This is a genomic window from Streptomyces sp. NBC_00704, from assembly GCF_036226605.1.
In the GTDB taxonomy this organism is placed as follows: domain Bacteria; phylum Actinomycetota; class Actinomycetes; order Streptomycetales; family Streptomycetaceae; genus Streptomyces.
The window spans coordinates 2,092,243-2,108,817 of record NZ_CP109000.1 but is presented as its reverse complement, the minus strand read 5'-3'; the positions used below and the strand labels follow the sequence as shown (position 1 = coordinate 2,108,817).

Genomic DNA, 16,575 nt, shown 5'->3' with positions numbered 1-16,575 from the left:
AGTGTCCGACAGGGAACCGCCGCGCCGGCGGGTGCCCGGCCCCGCCCGGCCCTCCCGCCCCGCGCCCGCCCAGCGGCGCCCGGGCCCCGGCGGACGTCCGGTCCGCCGTCCGGCCGCCGCCCGCCCCGCGGCCCCGCGCGTCATCCGGCTCGGCAGCCCCCGGCCCCGGCTGCGCATGGTCGGCCTCGCGCTGACGCTGGTGCTCCTCGCCTTCGTCTTCCGCCTCCTTCAGGTGCAGGCCGTCGACGCGAGCAGCTACACCGCCAAGGCCGAGCAGAACCGGTACGTCGGCCAGGTGCTGGCCGCCGAGCGCGGCGAGATCACCGACCGCGCCGGGGTGGCCTTCGCGACCAGCGAGGACGCCTACGACATCACGGCCGACCCCACGATGTTCGCCCGCGAGCAGCTCAAGGTCGACGACGGCCCCGAGCAGGCCGCCGCCCTCCTCTCGCCCATCCTCGGCCAGGACCAGGCCGCGCTGGTCAGGAAGCTGCGGCCCAAGAACCCCGGCGTGCGCTACGTCAAGCTCGCCGGCCGGCAGACCCCGCAGGTCTGGAAGCAGATCAGGGACCTGAGGTCCGCGCTCTCCGCCAAGGCCGGGACGGACCCGGGCACGGTCAACGTCCTCGCCGGGGTGTTCTCCGTGCCCAGCAGCAAGCGGGTGTACCCCAACGGCGACCTCGCCGCCGGGATACTGGGCTGGGTCAACGCCGACGGCAAGGGCGGCGGCGGCATCGAGCAGCAGCTGAACGCCACCCTGGCCGGCAAGGACGGCAAGATCCGCTACGCCCAGTCCGGCGGCCGCCAGGTGCCCACCGCGGGCTCCACCGAGACCCCGGCGGTGCCGGGCTCCGACGTCGAGCTGACGATCGACCGCGACATCCAGTGGGCCGCGCAGAACGCCATCGCCGACCAGGTCGAGCAGTCGAAGGCGGACCGCGGCTACGTGATGGTGCAGGACACGCGCACCGGCGAGATCCTCGCGATGGCCAACTCGCCCGGCTTCGACCCCAACGACCTCTCCAAGGCCCGCGCCGCCGACCTCGGCAACCCGTCCGTCCAGGACGCCTTCGAGCCCGGCTCCACCGCCAAGGTCATGTCGATGGCCGCCGTGCTGGAGGAGAACGCCGCCACCCCGCTGACCCACGTCACCGTGCCCAACCGGCTGCACCGCGGCGACCGCCTGTTCCAGGACGACGTCGACCACGCCACCTGGTACCTCACGCTCAACGGCGTGCTCGCCAAGTCCAGCAACATCGGCACCATCCTGGCCACCGGCCAGCTCGGCAAGACACAGGCCCAGGCCAACCGGGTCCTGTACTCCTACCTGCGCAAGTTCGGGATCGGCGGCCCCACCGGGCTCGGCTTCCCCGGCGAGACCAGGGGCATCCTCGCCGCGCCCGGCAAGTGGTCGACGTCGCAGCAGTACACGATCCCGTTCGGCCAGGGCATGTCGCTCAGCGCGCTGCAGGCGGCCTCGGTGTACTCGACGATCGCCAACGGCGGGGTCCGCGTCGAGCCCACCCTGGTGCGCGGCGCGAGGGGGCCGGACGGTCGCTTCACTCCCGCCCGGACGCCCGCCAAGTCCCGGGTCGTCAGTCAGAAGACGGCGAAGACCCTCGCCCAGATGCTGGAGTCGGTCGTGGACGACGAGCAGGGAACGGGCGCCAAGGCGCGCATCCCCGGCTACCGCGTCGCGGGCAAGACGGGCACCGCCAACCGCGTGGATCCGGCCACCGGCACCTACAAGGGCTACACCTCGTCGTTCGCCGGGTTCGCGCCCGCCGACAACCCCCGGATCACCGTGTACTGCGCGATCCAGAACGCCACCGAGGGCAGCTACTTCGGCGGCCAGATCTGCGGTCCCGTCTTCAAGAAGGTCATGGAGTTCGCCCTGAAGACCCTGCAGGTCCCGCCGACCGGGGCGAAGGCCGCGAACCTCCCGGTCTCCTTCACGCCCTGACCGGACCGCGTCCGTCCCGGGCCGCCCGCCGCGGGCCGCCCGGGACGCGCCCCCGCCCCGCCCTCCGCCCGCCCACGACCACCGCCCGCCACTGTTCAGCGCCGAACAAGCCAGGAACCGAGCCCGTGACCATGATCACTCCCGACCCCGGGAAACCCGCACCGCCCGAGTCCCCCGCCGCGCCCTCGCTTCGCCCCCGGGCGGGTGCGCCCGGTACGCTCACCGCCGTGCCACACGCTGATCAGTCCCAAACCACCCAGAAGGCCGCTTCCGTGACATATCCGGGACCGCCGCGACCGGCCCAGGTCTCCGCCACACCCCTCGCGGACCTCGCCGATCAGCTGGGCGCCGCGCAGCCGGAGAACGCCGCCGTCGAGATCACGGGCATCACCCATGACTCGCGCGCGGTCCGCCCCGGCGACCTGTACGCCGCCCTGCCGGGGGCCCGCCTGCACGGCGCCGACTTCGCCGCCCAGGCCGCGAGCCTGGGCGCGGCCGCCGTGCTGACCGATCCGGCCGGCGCCGAACGCGTCGCCGCCACCGGACTGCCCGCCCTGGTCGTCGACGACCCGCGCGGGTCGATGGGCGAGCTGGCGGCCACGATCTACGGGCGTCCCGGCCGCGGCCTGCTCCAGATCGGGATCACCGGCACCTCGGGCAAGACCACCACCGCGTACCTCGTCGAGGGCGGTCTGAAGTCGGTCAGGTCCACCGGGCTCATCGGCACCGTGGAGATGCGCATCGGCGACGAGCGCATCAAGTCCGAGCGCACCACACCCGAGGCCACCGACCTGCAGGCCCTGTTCGCCGTCATGCGCGAGCGCGGCGTGGAGGCCGTCGCCATGGAGGTGTCCAGCCACGCCCTGGTGCTCGGCCGGGTCGACGGCTGCGTCTTCGACATCGCCGTGTTCAACAACCTCAGCCCGGAGCACATGGAGTTCCACTCCGGCATGGAGGACTACTTCCGGGCCAAGGCGCAGCTGTTCACCCGGAAACGCAGCAAACTCGGCGTGGTCAACTTCGACGACGCGTACGGCCGCCGGCTGATCGACGAGGCGGAGGTCCCGGTCGTCACCTTCTCCGCCGAGGGCCACCCGGACGCCGACTGGCGCGCGGTGGACGTCGAGATCGGCCCGATGGACTCGACGTTCGCCGTGGTGGGCCCGGGCGGGGCGCGGGCGTCCGCCAGGTCGCCGCTGCCCGGCTCCTTCAACGTGGCGAACACCCTCGCCGCGATCGTCTCCCTCGCCGCCGCGGGCATCGACCCGCAGACCGCCGCCGACGGCGTCGCCGCCGTGCCGGGCGTGCCGGGCCGGCTGGAGCGGGTCGACGCCGGACAGCCCTACCTGGCGGTCGTCGACTACGCCCACAAGACGGACGCGGTCGAGTCGGTGCTGCGGGCGCTGCGCAGGGTCACCAAGGGGCGGCTGCACGTCGTCCTCGGCTGCGGCGGGGACCGGGACCGCACCAAGCGGGGCCCGATGGGCGCCGCCGTCGCCCGGCTCGCCGACACCGCCGTGCTGACCTCCGACAACCCCCGCTCCGAGGATCCGCTCGCGATCCTCGCGACCATGCTCGAAGGCGCGGCGTCCGTGCCCGCGCACGAACGCGGCGAGGTCGTGCTGTTCGAGGACCGGGCCGCCGCCATCGCCGCGGTCGTGGCCCGCGCGCACGCCGGGGACACCGTGCTGATCGCGGGCAAGGGCCATGAGCAGGGCCAGGACATCGCCGGCGTCGTCCGTCCGTTCGACGACCGCCAGGTGCTTCGCGAAGCTATCCAGCAGACCCAGGGATGAACTTGTGATCGCCCTCTCCCTCGCCGAGATCGCAGCAGTCGTCGGCGGGCAGACGCACGACATACCGGATCCGTCCGTGCGGATCACCGGACCGGTCGTCCGGGACTCCCGTGAAGTGGAGCCCGGCAGCCTCTTCGTCGCCTTCGTCGGCGAACGCGTGGACGGCCACGACTACGCGGCCCAGGTCGTCGAGGCGGGCGCGGCGGCCGTACTGGCCTCACGGCCCGTCGGCGTCCCCGCGATCGTCGTGGACGACGTCCAGACCGCGCTCGGCGCCCTCGCCCGGCACGTCGTGCACACGCTCGGCGCGACCCTCGTCGGTCTCACCGGCTCGGCCGGCAAGACCAGCACCAAGGACCTCATCGCCCAGGTGCTCCGGCGCAAGGCGCCGACCGTGTTCACGCCCGGCTCGCTCAACAACGAGATCGGACTGCCGCTGACGGCGCTGTCGGCCACCGAGGAGACCCGGTTCCTCGTGCTGGAGATGGGGGCCCGCGGCATCGGGCACATCCGCTACCTCACCGGACTGACGCCCCCGCGGATCGGCCTCGTGCTCAACGTCGGCACCGCCCACATCGGCGAGTTCGGCGGCCGCGAACAGATCGCACAGGCAAAGGGCGAACTGGTCGAGTCCCTTCCGCCGGCGAGCGAGGGCGGCGTCGCCGTCCTCAACGCCGACGACCCCGCGGTCCGCGCCATGGCCTCCCGTACACAGGCGAAGGTGGTCCTTTTCGGAGAGTCCGGCGAAGCGGACGTTCGGGCCGAGAACGTGCGACTCACGGACAGCGGACAGCCCGCCTTCAGTCTTCGCACACCCTCCGGGTGCAGCGATGTGACCATGCGCCTGTACGGTGAGCATCACGTGTCGAACGCGCTCGCCGCGGCCGCCGTCGCCCATGAGCTGGGCATGTCCGCAGCTGAGATCGCCACCGCGCTCTCCGAGGCGGGCTCCCTCTCCCGTTGGCGTATGGAGGTCACCGAGCGCCCGGACGGCGTGACGATCGTCAACGACGCCTACAACGCGAACCCCGAGTCCATGCGAGCCGCCCTGCGCGCGCTCGCGGCAATGGGCAGAGCCTCACAGGCGACGGGGGGCCGGACCTGGGCGGTGCTCGGCAAGATGGCCGAGCTGGGGGACGAGGCGCTCGCCGAGCACGACGCGGTCGGACGGCTCGCCGTCCGGCTCAATGTCGGCAAGCTCGTCGCGGTCGGGGGCAGGGAAGCCGCCTGGCTGCAACTGGGCGCATACAACGAGGGTTCGTGGGGTGAGGAGTCGGTGCACGTGTCCGACGCACAGGCGGCTGTCGACCTGTTGCGCAGCGAGTTGCGCCCGGGGGACGTCGTGCTCGTGAAGGCGTCCCGTTCGGTCGGCCTCGAGAGCGTCGCGCAGGCGCTGCTCGCGACCGGCGCCGAGGGTGAGGTCGCCACCCGATGATGAATCAGATCCTGTTCGCGGGTGTGATCGGCCTCTTCCTGACGCTGGTCGGAACGCCGCTGCTGATCAAGCTGCTGGCGCGCAAGGGCTACGGCCAGTACATCCGCGACGACGGCCCGCGCGAGCACGCCAGCAAGCGCGGTACGCCGACCATGGGCGGCATCGCCTTCATCTTCGCGACGGTCGCCGCGTACTTCCTGTCCAAGGTGATCACCGGCAAGCCGCCGACCTACTCCGGCCTGCTGGTGCTGGGCCTGATGTGCGGCATGGGCCTGGTCGGCTTCCTCGACGACTACATCAAGATCGTCAAGCGTCGTTCGCTGGGCCTGCGGGCCAAGGCGAAGATGGCCGGCCAGCTGATCGTCGGCATCGCCTTCGCGGTGCTGTCGCTCCAGTTCTCCGACAACCGGGGCAACACGCCCGCCTCCACCAAGCTGTCGTTCATCACGGACTTCGGCTGGACGATCGGCCCCGTGCTGTTCGTGGTCTGGGCGCTGTTCATGATCCTCGCGATGTCCAACGGCGTGAACCTGACGGACGGCCTGGACGGCCTCGCCACCGGCGCCTCCGTCCTGGTCTTCGGCGCCTACACGTTCATCGGCGTCTGGCAGTTCCAGGAGTCCTGCGCCAACGGCGAGACGCTGACCAACCCCAGCGCCTGCTACGAGGTGCGCGATCCGCTGGACCTCGCGGTCATCGCCTCGGCGCTGATGGGCGCCTGCCTCGGCTTCCTGTGGTGGAACACCTCGCCGGCCAAGATCTTCATGGGCGACACCGGTTCGCTGGCGCTCGGCGGCGTGCTCGCCGGGCTGGCGATCTGCTCCCGCACCGAGCTGCTGATCGCCCTCCTGGGCGGCCTGTTCGTGCTGATCACCATGTCGGTGGTCATCCAGGTCGGCTCCTTCAAGCTCACCGGCAAGCGCGTCTTCCGCATGGCGCCACTGCAACACCACTTCGAACTCAAGGGCTGGTCCGAGGTCCTGGTCGTGGTCCGCTTCTGGATCATCCAGGGCATCTGTGTGATCGTCGGACTGGGCCTCTTCTACGCGGGATGGGCAGCGGACAAGTGACCGACTGGCAGGGGAAGAACGTCACCGTCGCCGGGCTCGGCGTCTCCGGCGTACCGGCGGCCAAGGTGCTCCACGGGCTCGGCGCGCACGTCACCGTCGTCAACGACGGCGACGACGCCCGCGCGCGGGAGCAGGCCGCCGATCTCCAGGCGCTGGGCGTGACCGTGCGCCTCGGCGACGGCGACACCCTGCCCGACGGCGCCGAACTCGTCGTCACCGCACCCGGCTGGAAGCCGGACAAGCCGCTGTTCACGGCGGCGCGCGCGGCCGGCGTCCCGGTCTGGGGCGACGTCGAACTCGCCTGGCGGATCAGGGGGCTGGACGGCAGGCCGGCCGCCCCCTGGCTGTGCGTCACCGGCACCAACGGCAAGACCACCACCACCCGGATGCTGGCCTGCATCCTGGAGGCCGCCGGACTGCGCACGGCCGCCGTCGGCAACATCGGCGTCTCCCTGCTGGACGCGGTGACCGGCGACGAGCAGTACGACGTCCTCGCCGTCGAACTCTCCAGCTACCAGCTGCACTGGGCGCCCTCGCTGCGCGCCCACTCCGCCGCCGTCCTCAACCTCGCCCCCGACCACCTCGACTGGCACGGCTCGATGAAGGCGTACGCCCAGGACAAGGGGCGCGTCTACGAGGGCAATCAGGTCGCCTGCGTCTACAACGTGGCCGACCCGGCCACCGAGGACCTGGTGCGCGAGGCGGACGTCGAGGAGGGCTGCCGGGCCGTCGGCTTCACCCTGGGCCCGCCCGCCCCGTCCCAACTCGGCGTGGTGGACGGCATCCTGGTCGACCGCGCCTTCGTCGAGAACCGGCAGAAGAACGCCCAGGAACTCGCCGAGGTCGAGGACGTCGACCCGCCCGCCCCGCACAACATCGCCAACGCCCTCGCCGCGGCGGCCCTCGCCCGCGCCTTCGGGGTGCCCGCCAAGGCCGTCCGGGACGGTCTGCGGGCCTTCACCCCGGACGCCCACCGCATCGCCCACGTGGCCGACGTGGACGGCGTCGCCTACGTCGACGACTCCAAGGCCACCAACACCCACGCCGCGCAGGCCTCGTTGGCGGCCTACCCGTCGATCGTCTGGATCGCCGGCGGACTCGCCAAGGGCGCGACCTTCGACGAACTCGTCGCCGAGTCCGCCCCCCGCCTGCGCGCCGTCGTCCTCATGGGCGCCGACCGCGCCCTGATCCGCGAAGCCCTGGCGCGACACGCCCCGGAAGTACCCGTCGTCGACCTCGACCGGACCGACACTGGGGCGATGCTCGCGGCTGTCCGGGAGGCCCGCCGCCTCGCCGTCACGGGCGACACGGTGCTCCTCGCCCCGGCCTGCGCCTCCATGGACATGTTCGTCAACTACAACCAGCGCGGTGACGCGTTCGCACAGGCCGTTCGCGAACTCGGCGCCTGACCCGGCCGCCTGCCGGGCGACCTTGGGAGGGACGCGTGGGAACGTCACGGCCGACCTGCGGCGGACGACTCAGCGGGTACGGAGCGGAAGATGCCCGGTAGCCGAACCGGGCGTCCGCCCGTCCAGCGGACCGTCCGCCGACCCGCCGCCCCCTCCCGGTCCGGCCGCGACAACCCCCTGCGACGGCTCCACACGCGTCTCAGGAAGGCCTGGGACCGGCCGCTGACGGCCTACTACCTGATCTTCGGCGGCAGCCTGCTGATCACCGTGCTGGGCCTCGTGATGGTCTACTCGGCCTCCCAGATCACCGCGCTGCAGATGTCGCTGCCCGGCTCGTTCTTCTTCCGCAAACAGTTCCTGGCCGCCTCCATCGGCGCCGTGCTGCTGCTCGTCGCGTCGCGCATGCCGGTGAAACTGCACCGCGGGCTCGCCTACCCGATCCTCGCGGGCGCCGTCTTCCTCATGGCGCTGGTGCAGGTGCCGGGGATAGGGATGTCGGTCAACGGCAACCAGAACTGGATCTCGCTCGGCGGCTCCTTCCAGATCCAGCCCAGCGAGTTCGGCAAGCTCGCGCTGGTCCTGTGGAGCGCCGACCTCCTCGCCCGCAAACAGGAGCGGAACCTGCTCGCGCAGTGGAAGCACATGCTGGTGCCGCTGGTGCCGGTCGCGTTCATGCTGCTCGGACTGATCATGCTGGGCGGCGACATGGGCACGGCGATCATCCTGACGGCGATCCTGTTCGGCCTGCTGTGGCTCGCGGGGGCGCCCACCCGGCTCTTCGTCGGGGTCCTGTCGATCGCCGCCACCCTCGGCGTGATCCTCATCAAGACCAGCCCGAACCGCATGGCGCGGTTGCAGTGCATCGGCGCCACCGATCCCGGCCCGGGCGACGCCTGCTGGCAGGCCGTGCACGGGATCTACGCCCTGGCCTCCGGCGGGATCTTCGGCTCCGGACTCGGTGCGAGTGTGGAGAAATGGGGTCAACTCCCCGAGGCGCACACCGACTTCATCTTCGCCATCACCGGCGAGGAACTGGGTCTCGCGGGGACGCTGTCGGTGCTCGCCCTGTTCGCGGCTCTAGGCTATGCGGGTATCCGCGTGGCCGGACGCACGGAGGACCCCTTCGTGAGGTACGCCGCGGGAGGTGTGACCACCTGGATCACCGCTCAGGCGGTGATCAACATCGGTGCGGTGCTCGGCCTGCTGCCGATCGCCGGCGTCCCCCTCCCGCTGTTCTCCTACGGGGGCTCCGCCCTGCTTCCGACCATGTTCGCCATCGGGTTGCTGATCGCCTTCGCACGCGACGAACCCGCTGCGCGGGCGGCGCTTGCGATGCGGCACCCCCGCTTTGGTAGAAAGCGGGGGTCGGGGGGCTCGGCGTTCGACCGCAGTCCCCGGAGATGGAACACGATGCGACGGCGTGCCTCGGCGGCGCGCCCGTCCGGAGAGCGGTGAATTTCGGTGCATGTCGTACTCGCCGGCGGGGGGACCGCCGGCCACATCGAGCCCGCGCTCGCCCTCGCGGACGCCCTGCGCAGGCAGGACCCCGGTGTGGGGATCACGGCCCTGGGCACGGAGCGCGGCCTGGAGACCACGCTCGTCCCGCAGCGCGGCTACGAGCTGGCGCTGATCCCCGCCGTCCCGCTGCCGCGCAAGCCCACCCCTGAACTGATCACGGTCCCGGGCCGGCTGCGCGGCACGATCAAGGCCGCCGAGCAGATCCTGGAGCGCACCAAGGCGGACGCCGTCGTCGGCTTCGGCGGTTACGTGGCCCTGCCCGCCTACCTCGCCGCCAAGCGCCTCGGCGTGCCGATCGTCGTCCACGAGGCCAACGCCCGCCCCGGCCTGGCCAACAAGATCGGTTCGCGCTACGCGGCCCGGGTCGCCGTCTCCACGCCCGACAGCAAGCTGCGCGACGCCCGCTACATCGGCATCCCGCTGCGCCGCTCCATCGCCACCCTGGACCGGGCCGCGGCCCGCCCCGAGGCCCGGCACATGTTCGGCCTCGACCCCAACCTGCCGACCCTGCTGGTCTCCGGCGGTTCGCAGGGCGCGCGCCGCCTCAACGAGGTCGTCCAGCAGGTCGCGCCGTGGCTCCAGCAGGCCGGCATCCAGATCCTGCACGCGGTCGGCCCGAAGAACGAACTGCCGCACGTGCAGCAGATGCCGGGGATGCCCCCGTACATCCCGGTACCGTACGTCGAGCGCATGGACCTCGCGTACGCCGCCGCCGACATGATGCTCTGCCGGGCGGGCGCGATGACCGTCGCCGAGCTGTCCGCCGTCGGGCTCCCGGCCGCCTACGTCCCGCTGCCCATCGGCAACGGCGAACAGCGGCTGAACGCCCAGCCGGTGGTCAAGGCGGGCGGCGGGCTGCTGGTCGACGACGCGGAACTGACTCCCGACTGGGTCCGGGAGAACGTCCTGCCCGTCCTCGCCGACCCGCACCGGCTGTACGAGATGTCCCGCGCGGCCGGTGAGTTCGGCCGCCGCGACGCCGACGACCTGCTCGTCGGCATGGTGTACGAGGCGATCGCCGCCTCGCGCGCACACCGCTAGGCACGTCCGACGAAAGGGCAGGGAGCGTGGCCGGACCAGACACCGCCGAGCGCGGTGCACGCCAGCGGGAGTCCTCCGGCCCGCCCCCCGCCCGGCGACGGATGACGCGTCGACTTCGTACGATCATCATCCTGGCGTGCGCCGTCGTGCTCCTCGGCGCCGGCACCGTCTGGGCGTTGTACGGCTCGCAGTGGCTGCGGGTGCGCAGCGTCGGCGTCTCGGGCACGGCGGTGCTCACGCCCCAGCAGGTGCGCGAGGCCGCCGACGTGCCGGTCGGGGCGCCGCTGGTCTCCGTCGACACCGGCGCGATCGAGGCGCGGCTGCGCAGGGAACTCCCCCGGATCGACTCGGTCGACGTGGTGCGTTCCTGGCCGCACGGAATCGACCTGGAAGTGACCGAACGCACGCCGGTCCTGCTGGTGCGCAAAGGGGCGAAGTTCGTGGAAGTCGACGACGAAGGAGTCCGTTTCGCCACGGTTTCCAAGGCCCCCGCCGGGGTGCCGCTTCTCGAAACGGCCCTTTCCTCCTCGCGTTCGGCCGCGGCGAGCCTGCGCCGCTTCGGCGCGGAGCGACTGGTGCGCGAGGCCGTCATGGCCGCCCGTTCGCTCCCGTCCGCCGTCGCGCGGGAGACCCGCGCCGTCAAGGTCCGCTCCTACGACGACATCTCGCTGGACCTGGGGCGCGGCCGCACGGTTGCCTGGGGAAGCGCCGAGAACGGCGCCGCGAAGGGCCGCGCGCTGACCGCCCTCATGAAAGCCGCCCCGGGCGCGCGGCACTTCGACGTGAGCGCTCCCACCGCCCCTGCGTCATCAGGGAGTTGACGCACATCCGCGCAGGCCAGCACCCTGGTTGGGCAGCGACACGGCTGATCACATAGGGTGAAAAGAAAAACGGGAGGTTCGGCGTGTTCGTTGAACGGGCGCCACGTGTCGACTTAGTGTCCTGTTCAGAAGACTCCAAGGAACGGACACACTGGTAACCCTAAACTTCAGCGTTAGGGTTCGGGTCGGCGAAACGGACCGTCCCATTCGGCATCAGTCGTCGCATCGCACCACCTGCGAGCCGACGACACGTAACTCGAGGCGAGAGGCCTTCGACGTGGCAGCACCGCAGAACTACCTCGCAGTCATCAAAGTCATCGGTGTCGGCGGCGGTGGTGTCAATGCCATCAACCGGATGATCGAGGTCGGTCTCAAGGGCGTCGAGTTCATCGCCATCAACACCGACGCGCAGGCGCTGTTGATGAGCGACGCCGACGTCAAGCTCGACGTCGGCCGCGAACTCACCCGCGGACTCGGCGCCGGCGCCAACCCGGCCGTCGGCCGCAAGGCCGCAGAGGACCACCGCGAGGAGATCGAGGAGGTCCTCAAGGGGGCCGACATGGTCTTCGTGACGGCCGGCGAGGGCGGCGGCACCGGCACCGGCGGCGCGCCCGTCGTGGCCAACATCGCGCGCAACCTCGGCGCCCTCACCATCGGCGTGGTCACCCGCCCCTTCACCTTCGAGGGCCGGCGACGCGCCAACCAGGCCGAGGACGGCATCGCCGAACTCCGCGAAGAGGTCGACACCCTCATCGTCATCCCCAACGACCGGCTGCTGTCCATCTCGGACCGCCAGGTCTCGGTCCTGGACGCGTTCAAGTCGGCCGACCAGGTCCTGCTCTCCGGTGTCCAGGGCATCACCGACCTCATCACCACCCCCGGCCTGATCAACCTCGACTTCGCCGACGTCAAGTCGGTCATGTCCGAGGCCGGCTCGGCCCTCATGGGCATCGGCTCGGCCCGCGGGGACGACCGCGCGGTGGCCGCCGCCGAGATGGCGATCTCCTCGCCCCTGCTCGAGGCCTCCATCGACGGCGCCCGCGGCGTGCTGCTCTCCATCTCCGGCGGCTCCGACCTCGGCCTGTTCGAGATCAACGAGGCCGCCCAGCTGGTCAGCGAGGCCGCGCACCCCGAGGCCAACATCATCTTCGGCGCGGTCATCGACGACGCGCTCGGTGACGAGGTCCGGGTCACCGTGATCGCGGCCGGCTTCGACGGGGGCCAGCCCCCGGCCCGCCGGGAGACCGTCATGGGCTCGTCCTCGTCCTCGGCCCGCCGGGAGGAGCCCACCCCGGTACGGCAGCCCGAGAGCCGTCCGTCGTTCGGCTCGCTCGGCAGCGTCACGCCGAAGGAGGAGCCGGAGCCGGCCCCCGAGCCCGCGGCCGACCTCTCGGTCTCGCCGCCGGTGCCGCCGTCGCGGACCTACACGGACAGCGCGGCCGAGGAACTGGACGTGCCGGACTTCCTGAAGTGATAGGACAGCGCGAGAGCGTGAGCGGCGCGCACTTCGCCTTCACCGACCGGTGGGGCGGGGTGAGCGCCGCTCCGTATGAGCAGCTCAACCTCGGCGGAGCGGTCGGCGACGACCCCGACGCCGTGCGGACCAACCGTGGACTGGCGGCCGCGTCGCTCGGGCTGGACCCGGGCCGGGTCGTCTGGATGAACCAGGTACACGGCAACGAGGTGGCCGAGGTCGCCGGACCGTGGACCACCGCGGACGTCCCCGCGGTCGACGCACTGGTGACCGCGGCCCGCGGACTCGCCCTCGCCGTGCTGACGGCGGACTGCGTGCCGGTGCTGCTGGCCGACCCGGTCGCCGGGGTGGTCGCCGCGGCCCACGCCGGACGGCCGGGCATGGTCGCCGGGATCGTGCCCGCCGCCGTCGACGCCATGAAGCGGCTCGGCGCCGAGCCCGCCCGGATCGTGGCCCGCACCGGACCCGCCGTGTGCGGCCGGTGCTACGAGGTGCCGCAGGAGATGCGCGCCGAGGTGGCCGCCGTCGAACCGGCGGCGCACGCCGAGACGGGCTGGGGCACTCCCGCGGTCGACGTGAGCGCCGGCGTGCACGCGCAGCTCGAGCGGCTCGGGGTGCACGACCGGGAGCACTCGCCCGTGTGCACACGGGAGTCGGACGACCACTTCTCGTACCGCCGCGATCGCACCACGGGGCGACTCGCGGGATATGTCTGGCTGGACTGAGGCACATGACGGACCGTGAGGACGAACTCGCCGCGAATCTGGCGAAAGTGCGCGAGCGCATCGCCGCCGCGTGCACGGCCGCCGGGCGCGCGCCGCAGGACGTGACCCTGATCGTGGTCACCAAGACCTACCCGGCGAGCGACGTGCGGATCCTGTCCGGGCTCGGCGTGCGGCACGTCGCCGAGAACAAGGACCAGGACGCGGCGCCCAAGGCGGCCGAGTGCTCCGACCTGCCGCTCAGCTGGCACTTCGTGGGCCAGTTGCAGACCAACAAGGTGCGGTCCGTGGTGGGTTACGCGGACGTGGTGCAGTCCGTGGACCGCGCCAGGCTGGTGACGGCCCTGTCGAAGGAGGCCGTGCGGGCCGGCCGCGAGGTGGGCTGCCTCGTCCAGGTCGCCCTGGACGCGGGGGCGAGCGAGCGGGGCGAGCGCGGAGGCGTGGCCCCGGGCGGCGTCGCGGAGTTGGCGGACCTGATCGCCGGCTCACCGGGGCTGCGGATCGACGGACTGATGACCGTCGCACCTCTGACCGGGGAGTACGCGGGACGCCAACGGGCGGCGTTCGGGCGGTTGATGGATTTGTCGACTGACCTGCGCCGAGTCCATCCTGCTGCGAACATGGTGTCCGCAGGGATGAGTGCGGACCTCGAGGAGGCCGTGGCGGCCGGAGCGACACATGTACGCGTCGGCACCGCGGTACTCGGAGTCCGCGCCGGGCTCGGGTAACGTCGCCAGGAAGTCGGACCACAGTAGAAAATATGGTCATTACCGCCGAAAGGCGGACAGAAGGGCCACGTGGATCGCGGGACTTGGCAGTCGGAAGTCGATCCACCACAGAGCGGAGGACTCAGAGCATGGCCGGCGCGATGCGCAAGATGGCGGTCTACCTCGGCCTCGTGGAGGACGATGGGTACGACGGCCGGGGATTCGACCCCGACGACGACTTCGAACCCGAGCTCGACCCGGAACCCGAACGGGATCACCGGCGGCACGAGCCGTCCCACCAGTCACACGGAGCGCATCAGTCCCAAAGGGACGAAGAGGTGCGCATCGTGCAGCCGCCCGCTCCGCGTGAGCCGGCGGCCCGTTCCGCTTCGCTCCCCGCGGAATCCGGACGTCCGGCGCGTATCGCGCCCGTGGCATCCATCACACAAGAACGCCAGTCCCTGGAGAAGAACGCACCGGTGATCATGCCCAAGGTCGTGTCCGAACGAGAGCCTTACCGGATCACCACGCTTCACCCCCGGACCTACAACGAGGCCCGTACCATCGGGGAACACTTCCGTGAGGGCACCCCGGTGATCATGAATCTGACTGAGATGGATGACACAGACGCGAAGCGACTTGTCGACTTTGCGGCCGGTTTGGTGTTTGGTCTTCACGGCAGCATCGAGCGGGTGACGCAGAAGGTGTTCCTGTTGTCGCCTGCTAACGTCGATGTCACGGCGGAGGACAAGGCCCGCATCGCAGAGGGCGGGTTCTTCAACCAGAGCTGAGACGCACGACCGGAACAAGCGGCACAGAGCAGCACAGAGCAGGGGAGAGGGAAGCACCGAACATGAGCGTGGTCCTGGATGTCGTCTACATCGCGCTGATGGTCTTCCTCATCGTGCTCATCTTCCGGTTGGTCATGGACTACGTCTTCCAGTTCGCCCGCTCATGGCAGCCCGGCAAGGCGATGGTGGTCGTTCTGGAGGCCACTTACACTGTCACCGATCCACCGCTCAAGCTTCTGCGGCGGGTCATCCCGCCGTTGCGTCTCGGGGGCGTGGCGCTCGACCTGTCCTTCTTCGTACTGATGATCATCGTCTACATCCTGATCTCGATCGTGAGCCGGCTGTGAGCGATGTGAACTACCGTCTTGCCGATGCCGACGACTACGTTGAGGTGAAGAGATGCCGTTGACCCCCGAGGACGTGCGGAACAAGCAGTTCACGACCGTCCGCCTCCGAGAAGGCTATGACGAGGACGAGGTCGATGCCTTCCTCGATGAGGTCGAAGCCGAACTGACGCGCCTGCTCCGCGAGAACGAGGACCTGCGCGCCAAACTGGCGGCGGCCACGCGCGCGGCTGCCCAGAACCAGCAGAACATGCGCAAGCCCCCCGAGCAGGACCAGCAGCAGGGCGGCATGCCCCAGCAGGGCGGCATGCAGCAGGGCGGCATGCAGCAAGGCGGCATGCAGCAGGGCGGTATGCAGCAAGGCGGCATGCCCCAGCAGGGGATGCCTCCGCAGGGGATGCCGCAGCAGGGCATGCGAGGTCCGGGCGCTCCGGTGCCCGCCGGCATATCTGGCCCGCCGCAGCAGCAGATGGGCGGCCCCATGGGCGGCCCGCCCCAGCTGCCGAGCGGTGCACCGCAGCTGCCCGCCGGTCCCGGCGGACAGGGTGGCCCGCAGGGTCCCGGCCCGATGGGCCAGGGTCCGATGGGTCAGGGTCCGATGGGCCAGGGCGGCCCCATGGGCCAGGGCATGGGCGGCCAGCCCCCCATGCAGCAGCAGATGGGCGGTCCGATGGGCGGCCCCATGGGCGGCCCGATGGGCGGCCCCGGTCAGGCTCCCGGTGGCGACAGCGCCGCGCGTGTCCTCTCGCTGGCCCAGCAGACCGCCGACCAAGCGATCGCCGAGGCCCGTTCCGAGGCCAACAAGATCGTCGGCGAGGCGCGTTCGCGCGCCGAGGGTCTCGAGCGCGACGCCCGTGCCAAGGCCGACGCCCTGGAGCGGGACGCGCAGGAGAAGCACCGCGTCGCGATGGGCTCCCTGGAGTCCGCCCGCGCCACGCTGGAGCGCAAGGTCGAGGACCTGCGCGGCTTCGAGCGCGAGTACCGCACGCGTCTGAAGTCGTACCTCGAGTCCCAGCTGCGCCAGCTGGAGACCCAGGCCGACGACTCGCTCGCTCCGCCGCGCACCCCGGCCGCGGCCTCCCTGCCGCCGTCCCCGGCGCCCTCGATGGCTCCGGCCGGCGCCGGCGCCCCGTCGTACGGCGGCAACCCGGGCATGGGCGCTCCCAGTCCGGCCGCCCCGTCCTACGGCGGTCAGCAGCAGATGTCCCCGGCGATGACTCAGCCGATGGCTCCGGTACGTCCGCAGGGTCCCTCCCCGATGGGCCAGGCTCCCTCGCCGATGCGCGGCTTCCTCATCGACGAGGACGACAACTGACGGCCAGTAGTACGCCTTAGGCGTCGGCAGCGTTCAAAGGGGCGGGACCCCGGATCACGATCCGGGGTCCCGCCCCTTTTACGCGTGTTGACGTTGCTGTTGACGCCGCCGACGCCGCCGACGCCCGCGTCCGCACCGCGTCCCCCCGCCGGCACGACGAAGGGCCCGG

The 16,575-nt window shown here is 71.4% G+C and carries 14 protein-coding genes; all 14 read left to right on the top strand.

The window, feature by feature from the left end; all coding sequences use genetic code 11:
• Position 1: 1 nt before the first annotated feature.
• Positions 2-1,963, top strand: coding sequence for a peptidoglycan D,D-transpeptidase FtsI family protein (locus OG802_RS09320; RefSeq protein ID WP_329408959.1), 1,962 nt, complete (start codon positions 2-4; stop codon positions 1,961-1,963).
• A gap of 125 nt (positions 1,964-2,088) precedes the next feature.
• Positions 2,089-3,759 carry a UDP-N-acetylmuramoyl-L-alanyl-D-glutamate--2,6-diaminopimelate ligase gene (locus OG802_RS09315; RefSeq protein ID WP_443055209.1) on the top strand — a complete coding sequence of 557 codons (1,671 nt, stop codon included), beginning with the start codon at positions 2,089-2,091 and terminating at the stop codon, positions 3,757-3,759.
• A gap of 4 nt (positions 3,760-3,763) precedes the next feature.
• Positions 3,764-5,194: a UDP-N-acetylmuramoyl-tripeptide--D-alanyl-D-alanine ligase gene (locus OG802_RS09310; RefSeq protein WP_329408954.1), complete on the top strand. Its 1,431-nt coding sequence runs from the start codon at positions 3,764-3,766 to the stop codon at positions 5,192-5,194.
• Positions 5,191-6,264, top strand: a complete 1,074-nt coding sequence (gene mraY / locus OG802_RS09305) for a phospho-N-acetylmuramoyl-pentapeptide-transferase (RefSeq protein ID WP_069772583.1) — start codon at positions 5,191-5,193, stop codon at positions 6,262-6,264. The genes OG802_RS09310 and mraY overlap by 4 nt, the downstream gene beginning before the upstream one ends.
• Complete coding sequence (gene murD / locus OG802_RS09300; protein ID WP_329408951.1) at positions 6,246-7,673, top strand: UDP-N-acetylmuramoyl-L-alanine--D-glutamate ligase; 1,428 nt, start codon at positions 6,246-6,248, stop codon at positions 7,671-7,673. Before mraY ends, murD begins: the two co-directional genes overlap by 19 nt.
• Before the next feature lie 90 nt (positions 7,674-7,763).
• The gene (gene ftsW, locus OG802_RS09295) at positions 7,764-9,128 is read left to right on the top strand and encodes a putative lipid II flippase FtsW (protein ID WP_329408949.1); all 1,365 of its coding nucleotides are present in this window, start codon (positions 7,764-7,766) and stop codon (positions 9,126-9,128) included.
• Positions 9,129-9,134: 6 nt separating this feature from the next.
• Positions 9,135-10,232 carry an undecaprenyldiphospho-muramoylpentapeptide beta-N-acetylglucosaminyltransferase gene (gene murG / locus OG802_RS09290; RefSeq protein ID WP_329408947.1) on the top strand — a complete coding sequence of 366 codons (1,098 nt, stop codon included), beginning with the start codon at positions 9,135-9,137 and terminating at the stop codon, positions 10,230-10,232.
• A gap of 26 nt (positions 10,233-10,258) precedes the next feature.
• A complete protein-coding gene (locus OG802_RS09285; protein WP_329408945.1) occupies positions 10,259-11,053 on the top strand; it encodes a cell division protein FtsQ/DivIB in 795 nt (264 codons plus the stop codon).
• Between the two features lie 277 nt (positions 11,054-11,330).
• Positions 11,331-12,527, top strand: a complete 1,197-nt coding sequence (gene ftsZ / locus OG802_RS09280; protein ID WP_256906829.1) for a cell division protein FtsZ — start codon at positions 11,331-11,333, stop codon at positions 12,525-12,527.
• Positions 12,524-13,252, top strand: a complete 729-nt coding sequence (pgeF, locus tag OG802_RS09275; RefSeq protein WP_329408942.1) for a peptidoglycan editing factor PgeF — start codon at positions 12,524-12,526, stop codon at positions 13,250-13,252. Before ftsZ ends, pgeF begins: the two co-directional genes overlap by 4 nt.
• A 5-nt stretch (positions 13,253-13,257) precedes the next feature.
• On the top strand, positions 13,258-13,977 hold the full coding sequence (locus tag OG802_RS09270) for a YggS family pyridoxal phosphate-dependent enzyme (RefSeq protein ID WP_329408941.1): 720 nt from the start codon (positions 13,258-13,260) through the stop codon (positions 13,975-13,977).
• A 128-nt stretch (positions 13,978-14,105) separates the two neighbouring features.
• Positions 14,106-14,747 carry a cell division protein SepF gene (locus OG802_RS09265; RefSeq protein WP_329408939.1) on the top strand — a complete coding sequence of 214 codons (642 nt, stop codon included), beginning with the start codon at positions 14,106-14,108 and terminating at the stop codon, positions 14,745-14,747.
• 62 nt (positions 14,748-14,809) lie between these two features.
• On the top strand, positions 14,810-15,094 hold the full coding sequence (locus tag OG802_RS09260) for a YggT family protein (protein ID WP_020129925.1): 285 nt from the start codon (positions 14,810-14,812) through the stop codon (positions 15,092-15,094).
• Positions 15,095-15,146: 52 nt separating this feature from the next.
• Positions 15,147-16,406, top strand: a complete 1,260-nt coding sequence (locus OG802_RS09255; RefSeq protein WP_329408936.1) for a DivIVA domain-containing protein — start codon at positions 15,147-15,149, stop codon at positions 16,404-16,406.
• The last annotated feature ends 169 nt before the right edge of the window (positions 16,407-16,575 follow it).